The organism is Streptomyces sp. NPDC050164 (genome assembly GCF_044459945.1).
In the GTDB taxonomy this organism is placed as follows: Bacteria; Actinomycetota; Actinomycetes; order Streptomycetales; family Streptomycetaceae; genus Streptomyces; species Streptomyces coeruleorubidus_A.
In genome coordinates this window covers 19,349-38,526 of the sequence record NZ_JBITJK010000064.1, presented here as the reverse complement: position 1 = coordinate 38,526, position 19,178 = coordinate 19,349, and the positions used below count along the sequence as shown (strand labels likewise).

19 protein-coding genes and 1 pseudogene are annotated in these 19,178 nt (G+C 71.6%); 13 read left to right on the top strand and 7 right to left on the bottom strand.

Translation table 11 applies throughout. From position 1 onward, the window contains the following. Positions 1-91: 91 nt before the first annotated feature. Complete coding sequence (locus ACIBNA_RS43235; protein ID WP_399170855.1) at positions 92-406, bottom strand: hypothetical protein; 315 nt, start codon at positions 404-406, stop codon at positions 92-94. Here ACIBNA_RS43235 and ACIBNA_RS43230 point away from each other — a divergent pair. From ACIBNA_RS43230 to ACIBNA_RS43200, 7 genes and pseudogenes are all read left to right on the top strand, one after another. Continuing rightward, a pseudogene (locus ACIBNA_RS43230) lies at positions 375-1,004 on the top strand (helix-turn-helix domain-containing protein); the annotation flags it as partial. The gene ACIBNA_RS43235 and the pseudogene ACIBNA_RS43230 overlap by 32 nt on opposite strands. A 109-nt stretch (positions 1,005-1,113) precedes the next feature. After that, positions 1,114-1,764: a UdgX family uracil-DNA binding protein gene (locus ACIBNA_RS43225; RefSeq protein WP_399170849.1), complete on the top strand. Its 651-nt coding sequence runs from the start codon at positions 1,114-1,116 to the stop codon at positions 1,762-1,764. 16 nt (positions 1,765-1,780) lie between these two features. Further along, positions 1,781-2,305 carry a GNAT family N-acetyltransferase gene (locus ACIBNA_RS43220; protein WP_399170847.1) on the top strand — a complete coding sequence of 175 codons (525 nt, stop codon included), beginning with the start codon at positions 1,781-1,783 and terminating at the stop codon, positions 2,303-2,305. A gap of 106 nt (positions 2,306-2,411) precedes the next feature. Then, positions 2,412-2,711 carry a DUF4229 domain-containing protein gene (locus tag ACIBNA_RS43215; protein WP_399170846.1) on the top strand — a complete coding sequence of 100 codons (300 nt, stop codon included), beginning with the start codon at positions 2,412-2,414 and terminating at the stop codon, positions 2,709-2,711. A gap of 165 nt (positions 2,712-2,876) precedes the next feature. Continuing rightward, positions 2,877-2,954, top strand: coding sequence for a putative leader peptide (locus ACIBNA_RS43210; protein ID WP_399170854.1), 78 nt, complete (start codon positions 2,877-2,879; stop codon positions 2,952-2,954). A 64-nt stretch (positions 2,955-3,018) separates the two neighbouring features. Then, positions 3,019-4,320 (top strand): dicarboxylate/amino acid:cation symporter, encoded by a 1,302-nt coding sequence (locus ACIBNA_RS43205; protein ID WP_399170845.1) that lies wholly within the window; start codon positions 3,019-3,021, stop codon positions 4,318-4,320. A 77-nt stretch (positions 4,321-4,397) separates the two neighbouring features. After that, the gene (locus ACIBNA_RS43200; protein WP_399170844.1) at positions 4,398-5,063 is read left to right on the top strand and encodes a TetR/AcrR family transcriptional regulator; all 666 of its coding nucleotides are present in this window, start codon (positions 4,398-4,400) and stop codon (positions 5,061-5,063) included. A 46-nt stretch (positions 5,064-5,109) separates the two neighbouring features. On the opposite strand, the gene ACIBNA_RS43195 is transcribed toward ACIBNA_RS43200, so the two are convergent. Beyond that, complete coding sequence (locus ACIBNA_RS43195) at positions 5,110-5,955, bottom strand: MaoC family dehydratase (protein WP_399170843.1); 846 nt, start codon at positions 5,953-5,955, stop codon at positions 5,110-5,112. Then, the gene (locus ACIBNA_RS43190; protein WP_399170841.1) at positions 5,955-7,292 is read right to left on the bottom strand and encodes a 3-oxoacyl-ACP reductase; all 1,338 of its coding nucleotides are present in this window, start codon (positions 7,290-7,292) and stop codon (positions 5,955-5,957) included. Before ACIBNA_RS43190 ends, ACIBNA_RS43195 begins: the two co-directional genes overlap by 1 nt. Before the next feature lie 93 nt (positions 7,293-7,385). Between ACIBNA_RS43190 and ACIBNA_RS43185 the strand changes: the two genes are divergently transcribed. From ACIBNA_RS43185 to kstD, 4 genes are all read left to right on the top strand, one after another. Further along, entirely contained in the window at positions 7,386-8,669 is a 1,284-nt protein-coding gene (locus ACIBNA_RS43185) for an acetyl-CoA C-acetyltransferase (protein ID WP_399170840.1), read from the top strand. Positions 8,670-8,936: 267 nt separating this feature from the next. After that, on the top strand, positions 8,937-10,820 hold the full coding sequence (locus ACIBNA_RS43180) for an AMP-dependent synthetase/ligase (protein ID WP_399170853.1): 1,884 nt from the start codon (positions 8,937-8,939) through the stop codon (positions 10,818-10,820). Between the two features lie 105 nt (positions 10,821-10,925). Next, positions 10,926-12,047: a sugar ABC transporter substrate-binding protein gene (locus ACIBNA_RS43175; protein WP_399170839.1), complete on the top strand. Its 1,122-nt coding sequence runs from the start codon at positions 10,926-10,928 to the stop codon at positions 12,045-12,047. 82 nt (positions 12,048-12,129) lie between these two features. After that, positions 12,130-13,908 (top strand): 3-oxosteroid 1-dehydrogenase, encoded by a 1,779-nt coding sequence (gene kstD, locus ACIBNA_RS43170; RefSeq protein ID WP_399170851.1) that lies wholly within the window; start codon positions 12,130-12,132, stop codon positions 13,906-13,908. 86 nt (positions 13,909-13,994) lie between these two features. Here kstD and ACIBNA_RS43165 read toward each other — a convergent pair whose 3' ends face one another. From ACIBNA_RS43165 to ACIBNA_RS43155, 3 genes are all read right to left on the bottom strand, one after another. Further along, positions 13,995-14,654 (bottom strand): methyltransferase domain-containing protein, encoded by a 660-nt coding sequence (locus tag ACIBNA_RS43165; RefSeq protein WP_399170838.1) that lies wholly within the window; start codon positions 14,652-14,654, stop codon positions 13,995-13,997. 65 nt (positions 14,655-14,719) lie between these two features. After that, positions 14,720-14,965, bottom strand: a complete 246-nt coding sequence (locus ACIBNA_RS43160; RefSeq protein ID WP_399170837.1) for a hypothetical protein — start codon at positions 14,963-14,965, stop codon at positions 14,720-14,722. Between the two features lie 131 nt (positions 14,966-15,096). Further along, on the bottom strand, positions 15,097-15,300 hold the full coding sequence (locus ACIBNA_RS43155; RefSeq protein ID WP_003992177.1) for a cold-shock protein: 204 nt from the start codon (positions 15,298-15,300) through the stop codon (positions 15,097-15,099). A gap of 320 nt (positions 15,301-15,620) precedes the next feature. On the opposite strand from ACIBNA_RS43155, the gene ACIBNA_RS43150 reads away from it, so the two are divergent. Continuing rightward, the gene (locus ACIBNA_RS43150; RefSeq protein ID WP_399170836.1) at positions 15,621-16,469 is read left to right on the top strand and encodes a menaquinone biosynthetic enzyme MqnA/MqnD family protein; all 849 of its coding nucleotides are present in this window, start codon (positions 15,621-15,623) and stop codon (positions 16,467-16,469) included. A 94-nt stretch (positions 16,470-16,563) separates the two neighbouring features. Further along, a complete protein-coding gene (locus ACIBNA_RS43145; protein WP_399170835.1) occupies positions 16,564-18,594 on the top strand; it encodes a serine/threonine-protein kinase in 2,031 nt (676 codons plus the stop codon). Here the strand turns inward: ACIBNA_RS43145 and ACIBNA_RS43140 are convergent. Beyond that, positions 18,509-19,174, bottom strand: coding sequence for a hypothetical protein (locus ACIBNA_RS43140; protein WP_399170834.1), 666 nt, complete (start codon positions 19,172-19,174; stop codon positions 18,509-18,511). The genes ACIBNA_RS43145 and ACIBNA_RS43140 overlap by 86 nt on opposite strands. Between the last annotated feature and the right edge of the window lie 4 nt (positions 19,175-19,178).

The window sequence follows — 19,178 nt, the reverse complement described above, 5'->3', positions numbered from 1 at the left end:
GCGAACATCACGTGACCAACGAGATCGACACCGGCCGGATCGCGGGCGACCTCACCAAATGGCTGGCCGCCCGCACGTTCCAAAACACGGCCTAGCCGGGCCCGTGCGCGGCCCGATAGGTGGTCCAGGCGAGAGTGAGCACCGCCAGAGCGGCGGCCAGCAGCAGCAGCTCCGGCCAGGGCAGCACGTGCTCGATCACGGCCAGCAGATACGGTGCGCCGAAGCCGAGGTAGGCGAATGCCTGGAAGAGCGCGGTCAGCCGGCCCAGGTTCTCGGTGCTCGCCAGGCGCTGCACCTCCATCAGGCCGCACACCAGGCAGCAGCCGTAGCCCGCGCCGAGCACCAGCGCAGCGATGGCGATGAGCCACCAGCGCGCCGGACTGCTCGACGGACGCCGCGCGACCACCCACTGGATGTACAGCCGGAAGCTGGCCGAGCGCTATCCGGAGGTCGAGGTGGACCCCGGTGTGCTGTACATCGACGAGGGTGATGTGCTCACCTCCGCAGGGCAGGCCGCCGGGATCGACCTCTGCCTGCACATGGTCCGCGGCGACCACGGCGTGGCCATGGCCAACACACTGGCGAGACGGCTCGTCGTGGCCCCGCATCGGGCCGGCGGGCAGGCCCAGTTCATCGCCACCCCCTTGCCCGGCGGCAACGGCTCGGGCTCCGGCGGTGACCAGTACGGTCTGTCCGCCCTGCTCGACCGGACGAGGGAACGGCTCGACGAGCCCGTCACGGTCGCCGAGCTCGCCCGCCGGGCGAACATGAGCCTGCGCCATTTCAGCCGCCAGTTCATCGCGCTCACCGGCACCAGTCCCTTGCAGTGGCTGCTCACCCAGCGCATCCGTCGTGCACAGGAACTGCTCGAAACGACCGACAACAGCGTCGAGCGGATTGCCGAGCTGGTCGGAATGGGCACGGCGACCACCTTGCGTCGCAACTTCAATCGCATCGTCGGTATTTCGCCGAGCGCCTATCGGCGCGTGTTCACCGAGTCCCGTGACCTGCAGGCCGATGCCGATCGGCCGACCGCCGACAGCCTGAGCGGAGAAACCCACGCCGCCGCCGACTTGCCGTGGAGTCACCGACCGGCTGGGGTACCCGGAGGGCATGGTTGCCATCAAGGCGCCTGAGGACGCCTATACCGCTGAACCCTTTGTTCCCGAGCGCGGTGGGTTGACCGCTCTGCGGCGGGCCGCTGCCGAGTGTCGGGGGTGCCCGCTGCACCGGGACGCCACCCAGACCGTGTTCGGGGCCGGAAACAAGGACGCTCGCGTCATGCTCGTGGGGGAGCAGCCCGGGGATCAGGAGGACCGGCAGGGGAAGCCGTTCGTCGGGCCCGCCGGGCGGCTCCTGGACCGGGCGCTGGAGGAGGCGGGGATAGACCCCTGCGAGGCCTACGTCACCAACGCGGTCAAGCACTTCAAGTTCACCCAGGCCGAGCCGCGCAAGCGCCGGATCCACAAGGCTCCTACGCTGCGTGAGATGACCGCGTGCGGGCCCTGGCTGGCCGCGGAGCTCGCGGTCGTGGAGCCGGAGCTGATCGTCGTCCTGGGGGCCACCGCCGGGAAGGCGCTGCTCGGGTCCTCCTTCCGGGTCACACAGGTGCGGGGCACGGTGCTGGAGGAGGAGATCCACGGCCGGCCGGAGCGGCTGGTGCCGACGGTGCACCCGTCGTCGGTGCTGCGGGCGGACGACCGGGAGGCGGCGTACCGGGGGCTGCTGTCGGACCTGAAAGTGGCGGCACAGGCACTGAGGTAATAGCTACAATCGCTCCATGCCCCTTACCTTCACCTTCGATCCTGCCGTCACGCCCGACCTGCGCGACGGCATCCTCGACCTGTGGGCCGGCGTCTCCAACGCCGGCGGGGCCGTCGGCTTCGTGCCGCCGGTGACGCGGGAGGACGTCCGCCCCTCGCTGGTGCAGCACTTCGCGTCGATGGCGGACGGGCGGGTCAGGCTGCTCGTCGGGCACGACGAGGAGGGGCGCGTCGCGGCGACCGCGTTCCTCACCCTCAACTCGCACCATCTGATGACGCACTGGCTGTGGCTCTACACGGTGATGGTGCACCCGCGTCATCAGGGCAAGGGCTACGGGCGTGACCTGCTGGCCGCCGCGGCGGACGCGGCCCGCGGCCTCGACGGGATCGAGGCGATCCGCCTCACCTGCCGGGGCGGTCTCGGCCTGGAGCGCTTCTACGAGTCCTGCGGCTACAAGGAGGTCGGCCGCATCCCCGGCGCCATCCGCGTGGCGCCCGGCGACGACCGGGACGACGTCATCATGCTGCTGCCGCTGAACTGAACCCCGCGGTCCGTACCCCCCTGCAGGATCGGCCGTCCGGCGTGCTTCACTGGACGGTGCCCCTTTGGGTGCGTTCTGGCCGTTCGAACCGGAAGAGTGGATTGAGATGCTCCGCTACACGCTGATGCGCCTCGGGATCTTCGTGGGCTGCCTCGTGGTCGTCTGGGGCCTCGTCTACTCCGGCCTCGCACCGCGCGGCCTCGGCGCCAGCAACGGCCTGTGGATCGTCATGCTCGCCCTGCTGCTCTCCGCGCCGATCAGTTTCGTCGTGCTGCGCAAGGAGCGGGACCGGGCGTCCGTGCAGATCGTGCAGCGGGTCGACCGGATGAAGGCCAACCTGGAGGCCAACCGCAGCCAGGAGGACGTCGCCGACGACACGTCCCGGGCGCAGGGCCAGGCCTCGTAAGGTCCCCGCATCGGCGTACAGCGCCCCGTTTCCGTACTTGCTCGGAAACGGGGCGCTTTGTCTTGTGTGGGTGGGGTCGTATTTCGGCCTGTCAAAGCCAGGCTTTGGGGTCCTCAAAGCTCAGGTGTTAAGGTCGATGCCATGAAGTCAGCAGTCGCGCCCTCCATGCCCGTGAGCGTCTTGCTCGTGGCGCGCCTGCACGTGGATCTCTGTCGGTGCGCGTCCGCTACCTGTCGTCCCTGACGTAACGCAACCCCCCGTCGTCTCCCACGTCAGTCCCTACGCGTCCCCCCAACGGAGCCCGTCCGTGTCCTCACACACGAAGTCCTTCAAGGTGCCCTTCTGGGCCCAGATCATCGCCGGTCTCGTCCTGGGTGTGCTGCTCGGCTGGCTCGCCCGCAGCCAGGACCTGTCCTGGCTGGTCACGACCCTGGAGAAGGTCGGCGACACCTTCATCGGCCTGCTGAAGCTCGCCGTCGCCCCGCTCGTCTTCTTCGCGATCCTGGTCTCGATCACCAATCTGCGGAAGGTCAACAACGCGGCACGCCTGGCCTCGCGCACCCTCCTGTGGTTCATGGCCACGTCGTTGATCGCGGTGAGCATCGGCCTGGTCATCGGCCTGGTCACCAACCCGGGCGCCGGCACCGGTCTCACCCCCCAGGACGGTGCGAAGCCCAAGGACACCGGCTCCTGGATCGACTTCCTGACCGGCATCGTGCCGACCGACGTCATCACGCCGTTCACCGAGCTGAACGTGTTGCAGATCGTCTTCATGGCCGCCGTCGCCGGTATCGCCGCCCTCCAGCTCGGGGAGAGGGCCCAGCCGATCCTCACCCTCAGCGAGTCCGTGCTCGAACTGCTCCAGAAGGCGCTGTGGTGGGTCATCCGGCTCGCCCCGCTCGGCACCGTCGGCCTCATCGGCAACGCCATCGCCACCTACGGCTGGGACCTGATCGGCAAGTACGCGACGTTCACCGCCGACATCTACGTCGGCTGCCTGATCGTGCTGTTCGGCGTCTACCCGACGCTGCTCGCGACCGTCGCCAAGGTCAACCCGGTCCAGTTCTTCAAGGGCGCCTGGCCCGCGATCCAGCTGGCCTTCGTCTCCCGCTCGTCCGTGGGCACGATGCCGCTGACCCAGAAGGTCACCGAGCGGCTCGGCGTGCCGAAGGAGTACGCCTCCTTCGCGGTGCCGTTCGGCGCGACGACCAAGATGGACGGCTGCGCCGCGATCTACCCGGCCATCGCCGCGATCTTCGTCGCCCAGATCTTCGACATCCAGCTGGGTGCCGGCGACTACCTGCTGATCGCGTTCGTCTCGGTGGTCGGCTCCGCCGCCACCGCCGGTCTCACCGGCGCGACGGTCATGCTGACCCTCACCCTCTCCACCCTCGGCCTGCCGATGGAGGGCGTGGGCCTGCTCCTCGCGATCGACCCGATCCTCGACATGATCCGCACCGCGACCAACGTCGCCGGTCAGGCTCTCATCCCGGTCCTGGTCTCCGCCCGGGAGAACCTGCTCGACCGCAACGCCTACGCCACGGCCGACGGCTCCTCCCTGGACGGGGCGCGAGACGCACAGCCCGAGCAGGTCCCTGCCGCGGCCTGACGAGTCGACGCCCCCGGGCCGGCCCTCCTTCGGTTTCCCGGCCGAGGGCCGACCGGGGGGACCGTACGCTAAGCGGTATGGGTGCCGTGAAGACCAAGCGGATGCCGCGTGCGGTCCGTGAACAGCAGATGCTGGACGCCGCCGTGCAGATCTTCGGACAGCGCGGCTACAGGGCCGCGTCCATGGACGAGATAGCCGAACTCGCGGGCGTGTCCAAGCCGTTGGTCTACCTGTACCTGAACTCCAAGGAAGACCTCTTCACCGCCTGCATCCGCCGCGAGGCCAAGGCACTCGTCGAGGCCGTGCGGGCCGGTGTCCGGCCCGATCTGCCCGCCGACCGGCAACTCTGGGAAGGGCTCGGGGCGTTCTTCGCGCACACCGCGCGCAACCCGGACGCCTGGGCGGTCCTGCACCTCCAGGCCCGTACGCACGGCGAGCCCTTCGCCGCCGAAGTCGCCGCGATGCGCGAGGAGATCGTCGCGTTCGTGACGCAACTGATCCTCGCCGCAGCGCGCGAGGCGCACCGCGACCCCGACCTGCCGGAACGTGAGGTCGCCGGCCTCGCCGAGGCCCTGGTCGGCGCCGCCGAGTCGCTCGCCGCCTGGGCCAACGCCACCCCGGGCGTGACGGCCCGCCAGGCCGCGGCCACGATGATGAACTTCGCCTGGGCGGGCCTGGGCGACCTCATGGCGGGGCGACCGTGGTCACCGCCTCAGGAGCAGGCGGGCGCTCAGGTGGGGTAGACGTCCCCCCCGTCACGTGGATCCGGCCGGAGGTGCAGGCGGGCCCTCAGGTGGGATAGACGTCCCCCGTCACGTGGATCCGTTCCTCCCGGCCCCGCAGTTCGAAGCGGCCGTCCTCCGCCGCGTACGTCACCGTCCCGGGCAGCAGGACCGGCGCCCGGAACTGCGCGCGTACGCGGCAGGAGGCCGGCGTGCCGTGCGCGGCGAGGCAGCGGGCGACGGTCCACATGCCGTGCGCGATGGCCCGGGGGAAGCCGAACAGGCGGGCGGTGAGCGGGTGGAGGTGGATCGGGTTGCGGTCGCCGGACGCCGCCGCGTACCGCCGTCCGACGTCCTCGGCGAGCCGCCACTCGGCCACGGCCGGCAGCGGCTTGCGTACCTCCTCCCGGGGAGCCTCGGCGGGCAATCGCGCGCGGTGCCGGGCGAGGTACGTGCTCCCCGACTCCCATACGAGGTCCCCGCCCTCCCGCACCTCGGTGACGACCGTCGCCTCAGTGCCGCGCCGGTGGGGCGCCAACCCCTCGACGTAGACCGTGAGTTCGTACGCTCCGGTGGCCGGTGTCGCCCGGTGCCGGGTGATCGTGATCGACGTGTGGACGAGGCCCAGCAGCGGCAGCGGAAAGCCCCGGCCGCTCATCAGCCGCATGGCCAGGGGGAATCCCAGCACGTGCGGATACGTCAGCGGCAGCGCGTCCTCCCCGGTCGGGAACCCGCAGACCCGCTCGTACGCCGCCAGCCGCGCGAGGTCGACGCGCAGGCCGGGCAGGACGAGCCGGGTGCGCGGGAACTCCGCGTCGGGGGCGGGGCGTTTGAAGGGGGACAGCAGGGCGCCGCGCGCGAGGAGCGGGGCGAGGGAGGGGGGCCCGGTGAGGACGAGAGCGGCGTCGGCCATCACGCCCCCAGCAGGCTCTGGCCGCACACGCGTACGACCTGCCCGTTGACCGCACCCGAGGCCGGGTGCGCGAGCCAGGCCGTGGTCTCGGCGACATCGACCGGCAGACCGCCCTGCGCCAGGGAGTTCATGCGGCGGCCGGCCTCGCGGATGAACAGCGGGACGGCGGCCGTCATCTTCGTCTCGATGAAGCCCGGCGCGACCGCGTTGACCGTCACCCCGTGCTCGGCGAGCGCGCGCGGCGCGAGGGAGCGGACCAGGCCGACGATGCCCGCCTTGCTCGCCCCGTAGTTGGTCTGGCCCGCGTTGCCGGCGATACCCCCGATCGAGGCGGTCGCCACGATCCGGCCGCCCCGGTTCAGCGTCCCGGCCTTCAGCAGCGCGTCCGTCGTGCGCAGCACACTCGCCAGGTTCACCTCCAGCACCGGGATCCAGCGCTCGGCGGGCATGTTCACCAGTCGCCGGTCCCGCGTGATGCCCGCGTTGTGGATCAGCAGGTCCAGACCGTCCGGCAGGGCTTCGGCGATCCGCGCGCCCGCGTCGGCGGCCGTGATGTCGAGGAGCAGCGCGGTGCCGCCGAGCCGGTCGGCGACGCGCCGGGCGTCCCGCTCGGCCTGCGGCACGTCGAGGATCACGACCCGGGCCCCGTCCCGGGCGAGCGTCTCGGCGACCGCCTCGCCGATGCCGCGCGCGGCACCGGTGACCAGGGCGGTGCGGCCGGCCAGGGGGCGGTTCCAGTCGACGGGGGCGGAGGGCTCGTCGTTCGGGGCGCTCTCGCCCGACCCCGTCTCACCCGCCCCGACCTCGATCACCTGTCCACTCACATACGCCGACTTGGGCGACAGCAGGAAACGGAGAGTGGATTCGGCGGCCGGTGCGTCCGTGAGCCGGACCAGGTTCACGGTCCTGCCCCGGCCGATCTCCTTGCCCAGGGAGCGCGTGAAGCCCTCCAGGGCCTGCTGGGCGGCGGCCTGGTGATGGTCGGCGGGGTCGAGCGGCGCGCCGAGCACGACCACGCGCCCGCTCGTGGCGACCGACCGCACGACGGGATGCAGGGCCGCGTGCACCTCGGCGAGCCCCTCGACGTCCCGCACCCCGCTCGCGTCCAGGACGACGGCCGCCGCCCGGTCGGAGCCGGCCGGGCCGATCCCCGTACGGGCGAGGACCGGCGCCAGATCGAGGCTGGATCTGCCGGCGGTGAGGTGGAGCAGGCCGCCGTCCAGGGCGGGCCGCCCGGGGGACCAGCGGGTCAGCGCCGCGGGCTGGGGCAGGCCGAGCCGGCGGGTGAGGAAGCGGCCGGGCCCGGTGGCGGTGAAGCTCAGATAGCGGTCGGCCATGGCGACTCCCAGCTCGGATGACTGCTCACACTTGCTTACTCTGGAGTAAGGTTACCGTAGGTAAGGCTACGTCACAGACGAGGAGCGGTCGAGATGAGCCCCCAGAAGATGTCGGTGCGGCGCGTGGCGGTCGTCGGCGGAGCGCGCATCCCGTTCGCCCGCTCCGACGGCCCGTACGCCACCGCCTCCAACCAGCAGATGCTCACCGCCGCCCTCGACGGCCTGGTTCAGCGGTACGTGCTCCAGGAGCCCGGCGCGGTCGGCGAGTTCGTGGCCGGCGCGGTCCTCAAGCACAGCCGCGATTTCAACCTGGCCCGCGAGACGGTCCTCGGCTCCCGTCTGCACCCGGCCACCCCCGCCTACGACATCCAGCAGGCCTGCGGCACCGGACTCCAGGCCGTCATCGCCGCCGCCAACAAGATCGCCCTCGGCCAGACCGAGTCGGCGGTCGCGGGCGGCGCCGACACGGCGAGCGACGCGCCCCTGGGCGTCAACGACTCCCTGCGCCGCATCCTGCTTCAGGCCCGCCGGGCGAAGTCCCCGGGCGGGCGCGTGAAGGCCCTGGCGAAGGTGCGCCCGGGCCACCTCGTCCCCGACATCCCGCGCAACGCCGAGCCCCGCACCGGCCTGTCCATGGGCGAACACGCCGCCGTCACCGCCCGCGCCTGGGGCATCGGCCGTAAGGCGCAGGACGAACTGGCGGCGACCAGTCACCAGCGGCTGGCGGCGGCGTACGAACGCGGCCTCTTCCAGGACCTGGTGGTCCCCTTCCGCGGCCTGGCCCGCGACCAGAACCTGCGCCCCGGCTCGACCGCGGAGAAACTCGCCTCCCTCAAGCCGGTGTTCGGCCTCGACCACCCCGACCCGACCATGACGGCCGGGAACTCGACCCCGCTGACGGACGGGGCCGCGACCGTGCTGCTGGCGAGCGAGGAGTGGGCCCGCGAGCGCGGCGTGGAGCCACTGGCGTACCTCACCGCGTACGAGACGGCGGCCGTCGACTTCGTCGGCGGAGACGTCGTCGGCGGTGAGGACGGGCTGCTCATGGCGCCCGCGTACGCGGCTGCGCGCATGCTGGAGCGGGCCGGACTGGGCCTCGCCGACTTCGACCTGGTGGAGATTCACGAGGCCTTCGCCTCCCAGGTGCTGGCGACGCTCGCGGCCTGGGAGAAGCGGGGCCTGGGCACGGTGGACCGCGCCCGGCTGAACGTCGCGGGCTCGTCCCTCGCCACCGGCCACCCCTTCGCCGCCACCGGCGCCCGGATCGTGGCGACCCTGGCCAAGCTGCTCGCCGAACGGGACGCGCCCGCCCGCGGGTTGATCTCCATCTGCGCGGCGGGCGGGCAGGGGGTGACGGCGATCCTGGAGCGGGCCTGAGGGCGACGGCGAACCGAACCTGAAGGACCCTCACGTAACCCCCGAGAATGCACAGGCCTGGCTCCGGACCATCCCCGAACCCGCACAAACCCGCCACGTGAGGCCCGTACGATCCCGTTCCTACCGCCAGTAACCCCTTTCTGGGGGTTCAACCGGTTGAGCGCCTCGGCGTGCGAGGCACGTACGTATCGCAGCAAGCAGTTCCTTCGCTGCGCGCCCCAGGAGCCGCCCGTGTCCACTGCCCATCCCTCCTCCGCCTACGGTGACATGTACGGCGGACCGGTCCTGGTCGAGCCCGAGACACGGCGGCTGGACGGGGCGGTGCGAGAGGCGTCCGTACCGCCGCTGGCGCCGCCGTGGACCCATGGGTCGCTCGCCGACCTGCCGTTCGACAACGCGAGCGCGCACCCGGACGCCGTGGCGCTCAGCCGCAAGGACGCCGACGGGCGCTGGAGCGACGTCACGGCGGCGCAGTTCGCCGGCCAGGTGCTGGCCGTGGCGAGGGGACTGATAGCCGAAGGGCTGATGCCCGGCGACCGGATCGCCGTGATGGCCCGCACCATCTACGAGTGGACGGTCCTGGACTTCGCGGCCTGGGCGGCCGGTCTCGTCACCGTTCCGATCTATCCCACGTCCTCCGTCTTCCAGGCCCGCTGGATCCTCCAGGACTCCGGCGCGGTCGCCCTGATCACCGAGTTCGCCGGGCAGGCCGCCGCACTCGGCCCGGAGCGCGACCGCCTGCCCGACCTCAGGCACATGTGGGTCGTGGAGAAGGGCCACGTGGACCGGCTGGCGGAAGCCGGATCCCACCTCCTTGACCAGGAGGTCGAGGTGCGGCGCGGCATGCTGGGCCCCGACACGCTCGCCACCCTCGTCTACACCTCGGGCACCACGGGCCGCCCCAAGGGCTGCGCGCTCACCCACGGCAACTTCTTCGCCGAGGTCGACAACGCGATCGAGCTCCTCTACCCCGTCTTCAGGGCCAAGACCAGCGAAGAGGCCTCGGTCCTGCTGTTCCTGCCCATGTCCCACGTCTTCGGGCGCATGGTGGCCATCGCCTGCGTCCGCGCCCGCGTACGGCTGGGCCACGCGCCGAGCATCAAGGCGGAGAACCTGCTCCCGGACCTGGCGAGCTTCCGGCCGACCTGTCTGCTCGCCATCCCGTACATGCTGGAGAAGGTCTTCAACTCGGCCCGCGCCAAGGCCGAGGCGGGTGGCCGGGTGACGTCCTTCGACCGCGCGGTGTCGGTGGCGCAGCGCTACGGCGAGGCGATGGAGGCCCAGCAGACGGGCACCGGCCCCGGCCCCTCCCGCGCACTGAGGACCGCCCGGGTCTTCTACGACCCCCTGGTCTACCGCCGTATCCGCAACGCCATGGGCGGCAGGGTCCGTTACGCCATCTGCGGCGGCTCACCCCTGGGCCGCCGCCTCGCCGCGTTCTACGCCGGAGCCGGCATCGAGATCTTCGAGGGCTACGGCCTGACGGAGACCACGGGCGCGTCGACGGTCACCCCGCCCCTGAAACCCCGCCTGGGCACGGTCGGCTGGCCCCTGCCCGGCACCCGCGTCCGCATCGCCGCCGACGGCGAGATCCTCCTCGCCGGCGACCACGTCCTGCGCGGCTACTGGGACCCCCAGGCCGGTGGAGTCGTACCCGCCGCCCCCGACGGCTGGCTCGCCACCGGCGACATCGGCGAACTGGACGACGAGGGCTATCTGACGATCACCGGCCGCAAGAAGGAAATGCTGATCACCGCGGGCGGCAAGAGCGTCGCCCCGGCACCCCTGGAGAACTGGCTGCGCTCCCACCCGCTGATCTCCCAGTGCCTGGTCCTGGGCGACGGCCGTCCCTTCGTCGCGGCCCTGATCACCCTGGACCCGGCCGGCATCACCCACTGGCGCCGGATGAACGGCAAACACCCCGTACCGCCCAAACTCCTCGTCGACGACGAGGAACTCCGCGCCGTCCTCCAGCGCGCCGTCGACGAGGCCAACAAGATGGTCTCCCGCCCGGAGTCCATCCGCCGCTTCGCGATCCTCGCCGAGGACTTCTCCGAGGAGGCGGGCCATCTGACCCCGTCGATGAAGCTCCGCCGCGAGGCGGTGATGCGCGCCTTCGCGACGGAAGTAGAGGGCCTGTACGCGCGGTGAGGCACCTTTGCGATCTCTTCACACGGGGTTCTTGACGTCGCAAGGCGTCTGCCCTTTGGCTTTCAGCCACCCGTCGCGATGCTCCCCCCACGGAAGGCACCACCAGTGAAAGCGCGTACCACCCGTCGGCCCGCTGTGCGTCCCCTCTCCATAGCCCTGGCGGTCACCGTGTCGGCCCTGTCCCTCACCGCCTGCGGCGGCGGGAGTGACGACTCCGCGGGTGTGAAGAAGGGCAACGACATCACGGTGGGCCTGCTGCTGCCCGACCGGGACACGGCACGCTTCGAGAAGTTCGACTACCCCCTGATCAAGGAAGAGGTCGCCTCCCTCACCGAGAACCAGGGCAAGGTCAAGTACGCCAACGCCGAGGCGAGCGTGTCCAGGCAGAGCGAGCAGTTCCGGCAGATGATCGACGACAAGGTCGACGTCATCCTGGTGGACGCGCTGAACTCCAAGACCATCGCCTCGGACGTGCACAAGGCCAAGGACGCCGGCATCCCGGTCATCGCCTACGACCGGCTCGCCGAGGGGCCGATCGACGCGTACGTCTCCCACGACAACGAACTCGTCGGGCAGGTGCAGGGCCGCGCCCTCGTCGGGGAACTCGGCGAGAAGGCCGAGAAGAGCAAGGTCGTCATGATGAACGGCGACCCGGCCGACCCGAACACGGCACGGTTCAAGCAGGGCGCGCTGAGCGAGCTCCAGGGGGCGGTCGACATCGTCGAGCAGTACGACACCAAGGAGTGGAAGCCCTCGATCGCCAAGGCGAACATGAAGAAGGCGATCCGGGCCGTCGGCCTGAACAACATCGCCGCCGTCTACTCCGCCAACGACGGCATGGCGGGCGCCGTCATCGAGGCGCTGAAGGAGGCGGGCGCGACCAGGATCCCGCCGGTGACCGGGCAGGACGCCAACCTGGACGCGGTGCAGCGGATCGTGTCGGGGGAGCAGTACATGACCGTGTACAAGTCGTTCCTGCTGGAGGCGACCAACGCCGCGAAGATCGCGGTGGCCAAGGTCCAGGGCCGCTCGATCGAGTTCGCCGCGCTGACCCGGGATACGGTCGACAGCCCCACGGAGAAGGACATCCCGGCGATGCTGGTGCCGGTGGTCGCCCTCACCAAGGACAACATCAAGGAGACGGTGATCACGGACGGGGTCTACACCGCCAAGGACATCTGTACCTCGAAGTACAAGGCGGACTGCGAGGCGATCGGCCTGGAGTAGAGCCTCTTGACTTCGCTCGGCGCCCGCGCGACATTCCCCACCCCTTGAATCCTGTCGCGCTGGAGAAGTCATGGCCACTGACATGAACTCCGCACCATCCGCTGTTCCCCCTGGTTCCCCTTCCCGAAGACGAGTGCTGGCCGGTGCCGCGGGTGCCGGGCTCGCGGTCGCCGCCGGAGTGCAACAGGGCGCCCACGCCGCCGACTTACCCCCGCTCGGTACGTACGACGTCGTCGTCATCGGCTCCGGCGCGGCCGGGATGACCGCCGCGCTGACCGCCGCCGGGCAGGGGCTGAGCTGCGTCGTCGTGGAGAAGGCCCCGGCCTTCGGCGGCTCGACCGCCCGCTCCGGTGCCGGGATCTGGATCCCGAACAACCCGGTGATCCTCGCGGCCGGCGTCCCCGACACCCCGGCCAAGGCCGCCGCCTACCTCGCAGCCGTCGTCGGCCCGGACGTCCCCGCCGACCGGCAGCGCGCCTTCCTCACCCACGGCCCGGCGACGATCTCCTACGTCATGGCCCACAGCCCCCTGCGCTTCCGCTGGATGGAGGGCTACAGCGACTACTACCCCGAACTGCCCGGCGGCCTGGCGAACGGCCGCTCCATCGAGCCCGACCAGCTCGACGGCAGGATCCTCGGAGCCGAACTGGCCCGCCTGAACGCGCCGTACTTGGACGTCCCCGCCGGCATGGTGGTCTTCAGCGCGGACTACAAGTGGCTGGCCCTGGCCGCCGTGAACGCCAAGGGGGCGGCCGTGGCCGCACAGTGTCTGGCGCGGGGGACGGCGGCGGCCCTGCGGAGCGAGAAGCCCCTGACCATGGGCCAGGCCCTGGCGGCGGGCCTGCGGGCGGGAGTGCGGTCCGCGGGCGTACCGGTGTGGCTGAACACGGCGCTGACGGATCTGCACCTCGAGAACGGCACGGTCACCGGAGCCGTGGTCACCCGCGACGGCGCCCTGGGCCTGATCCGCGCCCGCCGGGGCGTGATCGTCGGCTCCGGCGGATTCGAGCACAACGCCGCGATGCGCGACCGCTACCAGCGGCAGCCCATCGGCACGGACTGGACGGTCGGCGCCAAGGAGAACACCGGCGACGGCATCCGGGCGGGGGAGCGGCTCGGCGCGGCGCTCGACCTGATGGACGACGCCTGGTGGGGCCCGGCGATCCCGATCCCGGGCCAGCCGTACTTCTGCCTCGCCGAACGCACCCTCCCCGGCGGGCTGCTGGTGAACGGATCGGGCAGGCGCTTCGTCAACGAGGCCGCGCCCTACGGCGACGTCGTCCACACGATGTACGACGTCCACGACACCGACCCCGCCATCCCGTCCTGGCTGATCGTGGATCAGAACTACCGCAACCGGTACCTCTTCAAGGACGTCCTGCCGGCCCTGCCCCTCCCCGACGCCTGGTACGACTCGGGCGCCGCGCACAAGGCCTGGACCCTGGACGCCCTGGCCACGTCGATCGGCGTCCCGCCTGCGGCCCTGCGCACGACGGTCGACCGCTTCAACTCCCAGGCACGGCGGGGTGAGGACCCCGACTTCCACCGCGGCGACAGCGCCTACGACCGCTATTACACCGACCCGTCGGTCCTCCCCAATCCCTGCCTGGCCCCCCTCCGGCTCCCCCCGTACCACGCCTTCCGCATCGTCCCCGGCGACCTCGGCACGAAGGGCGGCATGCGAACGGACGCCCGGGCCCGCGTCCTGCGCCCCGACGGCTCGGTGATCCCGGGCCTGTACGCGGCGGGCAACGCCAGCGCTGCGGTGATGGGCCACAGCTACGCGGGCGCGGGCTCGACCATCGGGCCGGCGATGACGTTCGGGTATATCGCGGCGAGGGATATCGCGGGGGTGTTGTAGGGGGGCGGCGTACGGGGGCCGGGCGGGTACGCGTGTCGCGGGTACGCCGGTACGCGTGTCGCCGGTACGCCGGTACGCCGGTACGCCTAGGACGTCGGCTTCGCCGGCTTGCGGGCCACCAGGCACGCCTGGGGGACCGGCTCCCCGAGTTCCTCGTCGGGCTCCCGGACGGTCCGGGAGCGCAGGACGAAACCGGCGGCTTCCAGCAGGGCGGCGATCCGCTCCGGCTGCCGCCGCCGGAAGGTCAGCGCCACCTGGTGCCCGAAGGCCTCCTCGTAGCGGCGGGGCTCGTCACCGGCCTGGAAGCCGAGAAGCAGATGCCCTCCGGGCCGCAGGACGCGGCGGAACTCGGCGAAGACGTCCGGCAGCCGGTCGAGCGGGGTGTGGATGGTCGAGTACCAGGACACGACCCCGTCGAGCGAGCCGTCGGGCAGGTCCAGCTCCAGCATCGAGCCCCGCTCGAACCGCAGACCGGGATGCTCGCGCCGGGCGATCGCCAGCATCGACTCCGACAGGTCCAGCCCGAACACGGACAGCCCCCGTGACGCCAGGTACGCCGTCACCCGCCCGGGTCCGCACCCCAGGTCGGCGACCTCGCCCCCCTCACCCACGAGCTCCGCGAAGCCGTACAGCAGTCCCAGGTCCAACGGCGTGGCCACGGGCGGGTCACCGAAGTGGACGGCGTAGTCCTCCGCTACGGCGTCGTAGAAGACACGGGTCTCGGTCAGGAAGTCGGCGTCGGTCATGGCCCGACCCTATGGCGAGGGACTGACACCGCCGGCCCGCACGGCGAGGGCCCGTCTCCCCGGCCCTACCGCGTAGGCCCGTCTCCCCGGTCCTCGCCCGTCTGCCGCCCCCCGAGCCCGGCCCCCGCACCGATCGCCGTACCCAGGCCCAGACCCAGGGCCAGGCCCAGGCCGATGTTGTCGAAGACCGTGATGCCGAGGACGAGTCCCATGGCCGTGCCGAGGGACAGTCCGAGGGACAGGCCCGTTGCCAGGCGCTTGTCAGCGGGGGTGCCGCTGTCTTCCCCGCCGTGCTCCGCGTCGCTCTGCATCCGGGCATCCTCCCACGGCACATGTCCCACGTCCCACGGGCAGAATTCGCCGGAAATTCACCGGTGGGTAAGGGGCCGAAAAGGCAGGAGCCCCGCCGCCTGACGGCGCGGGGCTCCTTGGGTACTACTGATCAGACCGGCGTGACGTTCTCAGCCTGCGGGCCCTTCGGGCCCTGCGTGACATCGAAAGACACCTGCTGGTTCTCCTCGAGCGAGCGGAAGCCGCTCGCGTTGATCGCGGAGTAGTGGACGAAGACGTCGGGGCCGCCGCCCTCCTGGGCGATGAAACCAAAGCCCTTTTCGGCGTTGAACCACTTCACGGTTCCGGTAGCCATAAGCCCTCCTTGGGCCCAAAAGGGTTGCCCTGCTCCAGAACCAGCAAGTGTGAAGATGAATTCTGCACAACTGCATACGTCTGAGAATGACGAGAGCCCGCGGTCACATGCTCCGCAGGCTCTGTACTGCAAGGGAAACCAAACTGCAACTTGCGATGAGCCTAGCACGCAGGCCCCCGAATGCAATAGGGGTCAAGATCACGTCACCCGAATGTTTGAAACGTCCTCCGCCGACTGGCGGAGAAGGCCCCTGCCGCGGATCACAGGCCCACGGCGGGGCCGGACGCCGGCCCGTACGCCATGAGGGCTAGCCTCACGATGTGGACAATCCTCGCACCCGGCCGCGCGTCGGCCACATCCAGTTCCTGAACTGCCTGCCCCTGTACTGGGGGCTCGCCAGAACGGGCACGCTCCTCGACTTCGAGCTCACGAAGGACACCCCGGAGAAGCTCAGCGAGAAGCTGGTGCAGGGCGAGCTCGACATCGCCCCGATCACCCTGGTCGAGTTCCTCAAGCACGCCGACCAACTCGTCGCCTTCCCCGACATCGCCGTCGGCTGCGACGGACCGGTCATGTCCTGCGTGATCGTCTCGCAGGTCCCGCTGGACCGGCTGGACGGCGCCCGCGTCGCCCTCGGGTCGACCTCCCGCACCTCCGTCCGCCTCGCCCAGCTGCTCCTCGCCGAGCGCTACGGCGTACGGCCCGACTACTACACGTGCCCGCCCGACCTCAGCCTGATGATGCGCGAGGCCGAGGCGGCCGTCCTCATCGGAGACGCGGCACTGCGCGCGAACATGCTCGACGGACCGCGCTTCGGCCTGGACGTGCACGACCTGGGCCAACTGTGGAAGGAGTGGACCGGGCTGCCGTTCGTCTTCGCGGTCTGGGCGGCGCGCCGCGACTACCTGGAGCGCGAGCCGGTCCTCACCCGCAAGGTGCACGAGGCCTTCCTCGCCTCCCGCAACCTCTCCCTGGAAGAGGTCGACAAGGTCGCCGAGCAGGCCGCCCGCTGGGAGGACTTCGACGAGGAGACCCTCGCCCAGTACTTCACGACGCTCGACTTCCGCTTCGGCGGCCCGCAACTGGAGGCGGTCGCCGAGTTCGCCCGGCGCGTCGGCCCGACGACCGGCTTCCCCGCGGACGTGAAGGTGGACCTGCTCCAGCCGTGAGCGGGCCGGTGCCCTCGCAACTACTCTGCTGAGGAGTGCGCGCGTACGGGGGCCGGCGAGGGCCTGCGGGCGCCTACGGGGGAGGGGTGACGCCATGCGACCGCTCGAAGTCGACGAACCCACCGTCGTGGGGCCCTACCGGCTGCTCGGCCGGCTGGGCTCCGGCGGCATGGGCCGGGTCTACCTGGGCCGCAGCGCCGGCGGCCGTACGGTCGCCGTGAAGATCGTCCACCCGCACTTCGCCCAGGACGAGGAGTTCCGCGCCCGCTTCCGCCGCGAGGTCGACGCCGCCCGACGGGTCGGCGGCGCCTGGACGGCACCCGTCCTGGACGCGGACCCGGACGCGCGGGTGCCCTGGGTGGCGACGGCGTACGCGGCGGGCCCCTCGCTGTCGGCCGCGGTCGCCGAGGGCGGCGCGCTGCCGGCCCACACCGTACGGGTGCTGGGGGCGGGGCTGGCCGAGGCGCTGGCGGCGGTGCACGAGCTGGGTCTGGTGCACCGGGACGTGAAGCCGTCGAACGTACTGCTCACGCTCGACGGCCCGCTGCTGATCGACTTCGGGATCGCGCGGGCCACGGACGGTACGGCGTCCCTGACGTCCACGGGCGTGTCGATCGGCTCGCCCGGCTACATGTCGCCCGAGCAGATCCTCGGCAAGGGCGTCACGGCCGCGGCGGACGTCTTCTCGCTCGGCGCGGTCCTGGCGTACGCGGCGACCGGCGAACCGCCCTTCCCCGGGGACTCCTCGGCGGCCCTGCTCTACAAGGTCGTCCACGAGGAGCCGGAACTAGGCGGCCTGGACGGGCAGTTGCGGGACCTCACGGCTGCCTGCCTGACGAAGGACCCGGACGCGCGGCCCGCCCCCGCCGAAGTGGCCAGGCGGCTGGCTCCCGAGGGCGCGGCCCGGCTGGTGGCGGGCGGGTGGCTGCCGGGGGCGCTGGTGGAGCAGGTCAGCCGGAGCGCCGTGCGGTTGCTGAATCTGGAGGCGGCGGGGCCGGGGGGCGGGGAGCCTTCGGGGCCGGTCGGGTTCAGCAGTCCTTCTGTGGGGGTGGTGGAGGCAGGGGAGGCGGAGGGGGCTGGGGCTTCTGAGGGGGTAGGGGGTGCGGGGGTTTTCGGTGCTGCCGGTGCTGCGGGGGCTGCCGGGGGCATTGGAGGGGCTGTGGGGACTGCCGGGGCCGCTGGAGCTGCGGGAGCTGCCGGGTCTGCTGGAGCTACCGGGGCTTCGGGGGTTGCCGGGGCTGGGGTGTTCGGGCCGCCGCCGGTCATGCCCGCGTCGCCTCCCGTCGTGCCGTCTCCCGTCTGGCCGCCATCGGTCATGCCGTCGTCCAATGCTCCGTCGGCCGGTTTCGCCTCATCGCCGGCGCCGTCCGCCGGGCCTGGCGCGTCCGCCGGGCCTGGCGCGTCCGCCGGGCCTGCCGCGGCCCCGCCGGACACCGTGGTGCCGGGTGGAGGCAGCGGAACCTCCGCCGCCGTACCTGGACCCCGTGACGGCGGTCCGCAGGACACCTCCGCGTCCTCCGATCGCCGCCGCCCCGGCAAGGTCTCCGTCTCCGTGGCGGCGACGTCCACGCCGGAGGGCGGCGGCCGGGTGCGGAGATTGAGCTGCACCGTGGCCCTCGCGGTCGCCGGGGCGATGGCGGCCGTGACGATCGGGTCGGTGCTCGTGCTCGACCTGCTCCCGGGCCAGAACGCCCAGGACGACCGGAGCAGCGGCTCGGACGGCGCTGCCGACTCACCACCGCCCCCGGCGGCGACCAGCAGCAGTGCCCCCGGTGCGGTGCCCGCCGCGTACCTCGGGACTTGGGAAGGCCAGGGCGTCGCCCTCGACGGCAGGCTGCCCCTCGGCACGTTCCGGATCACGGTCGAACGGGCCGCCGTCGGCCAGGAGTTGGGACGGCTCCACCAGACCGACCAGATCGGCGGCGTCTGTGTCGACGTACTGACCCTGAAGCAGGTGACGAAGAAGGAGCTCGTCGCGACGTCCGTGGGCGCGAAGAGCAACCACAACGGCTGCAACCCCGCCGCCACCACCGTCCGCTTCAGGCCGGTGGGCGACGATCTCCAGTACCAGTCGGAGAGCGAGGAGTCGGGCCGGCCTCAGGCTCGGATGTCGAAGGTGCGGTAGCGGAGGCCCTGCCGGCGTACGTGACGAACAGGGTGATCAGCAGTGCAGCCGCCGCGAGGGTGGCGGCCAGACCGACGGCCCACAGCCACGGGTAGTGCACGTGGACCCAGCAGGGCCCGCCCTCGCTGTAGCAGTCGGAGTCCCAGTCCCGGCGCCGCTTGGGCCGTACGGTCCCCATGATCACCCCGACGACCAGGTACCCCGCCGCCAGCCCAGGCAGCGAGGCGGCCGCCCAGGCCAGCGAACGCGGCTTGCTCTTCTTCCAGTTCATCCGGGTCAGCGGCGCCACCCAGGCGAGGAAGACCAGCGGCACCAGGGCGCCGACGGTGGCGGCCAAGGCGTAACCACCGCCGGGCCACGCGGGAGCGAAGTCGCTCCAGAGCTCGTCGCCCCAGTACTGGTCGAAGAAGTACAGCGGCGTCAGCAGGACGAAGGCGCCGGGGACCGCCACGCAGCCCACGGCGCAGCCCCAGTCCCGCTTCTTCGGCTGGTCGGCGCTCGGGCGGCCCGGCCGGTGCTCGTACCGCAGCGCCGACCCCGCCGCCTTCCTCCGCTTCGGTTTCGCCGAACCCCCGCTCAACGCC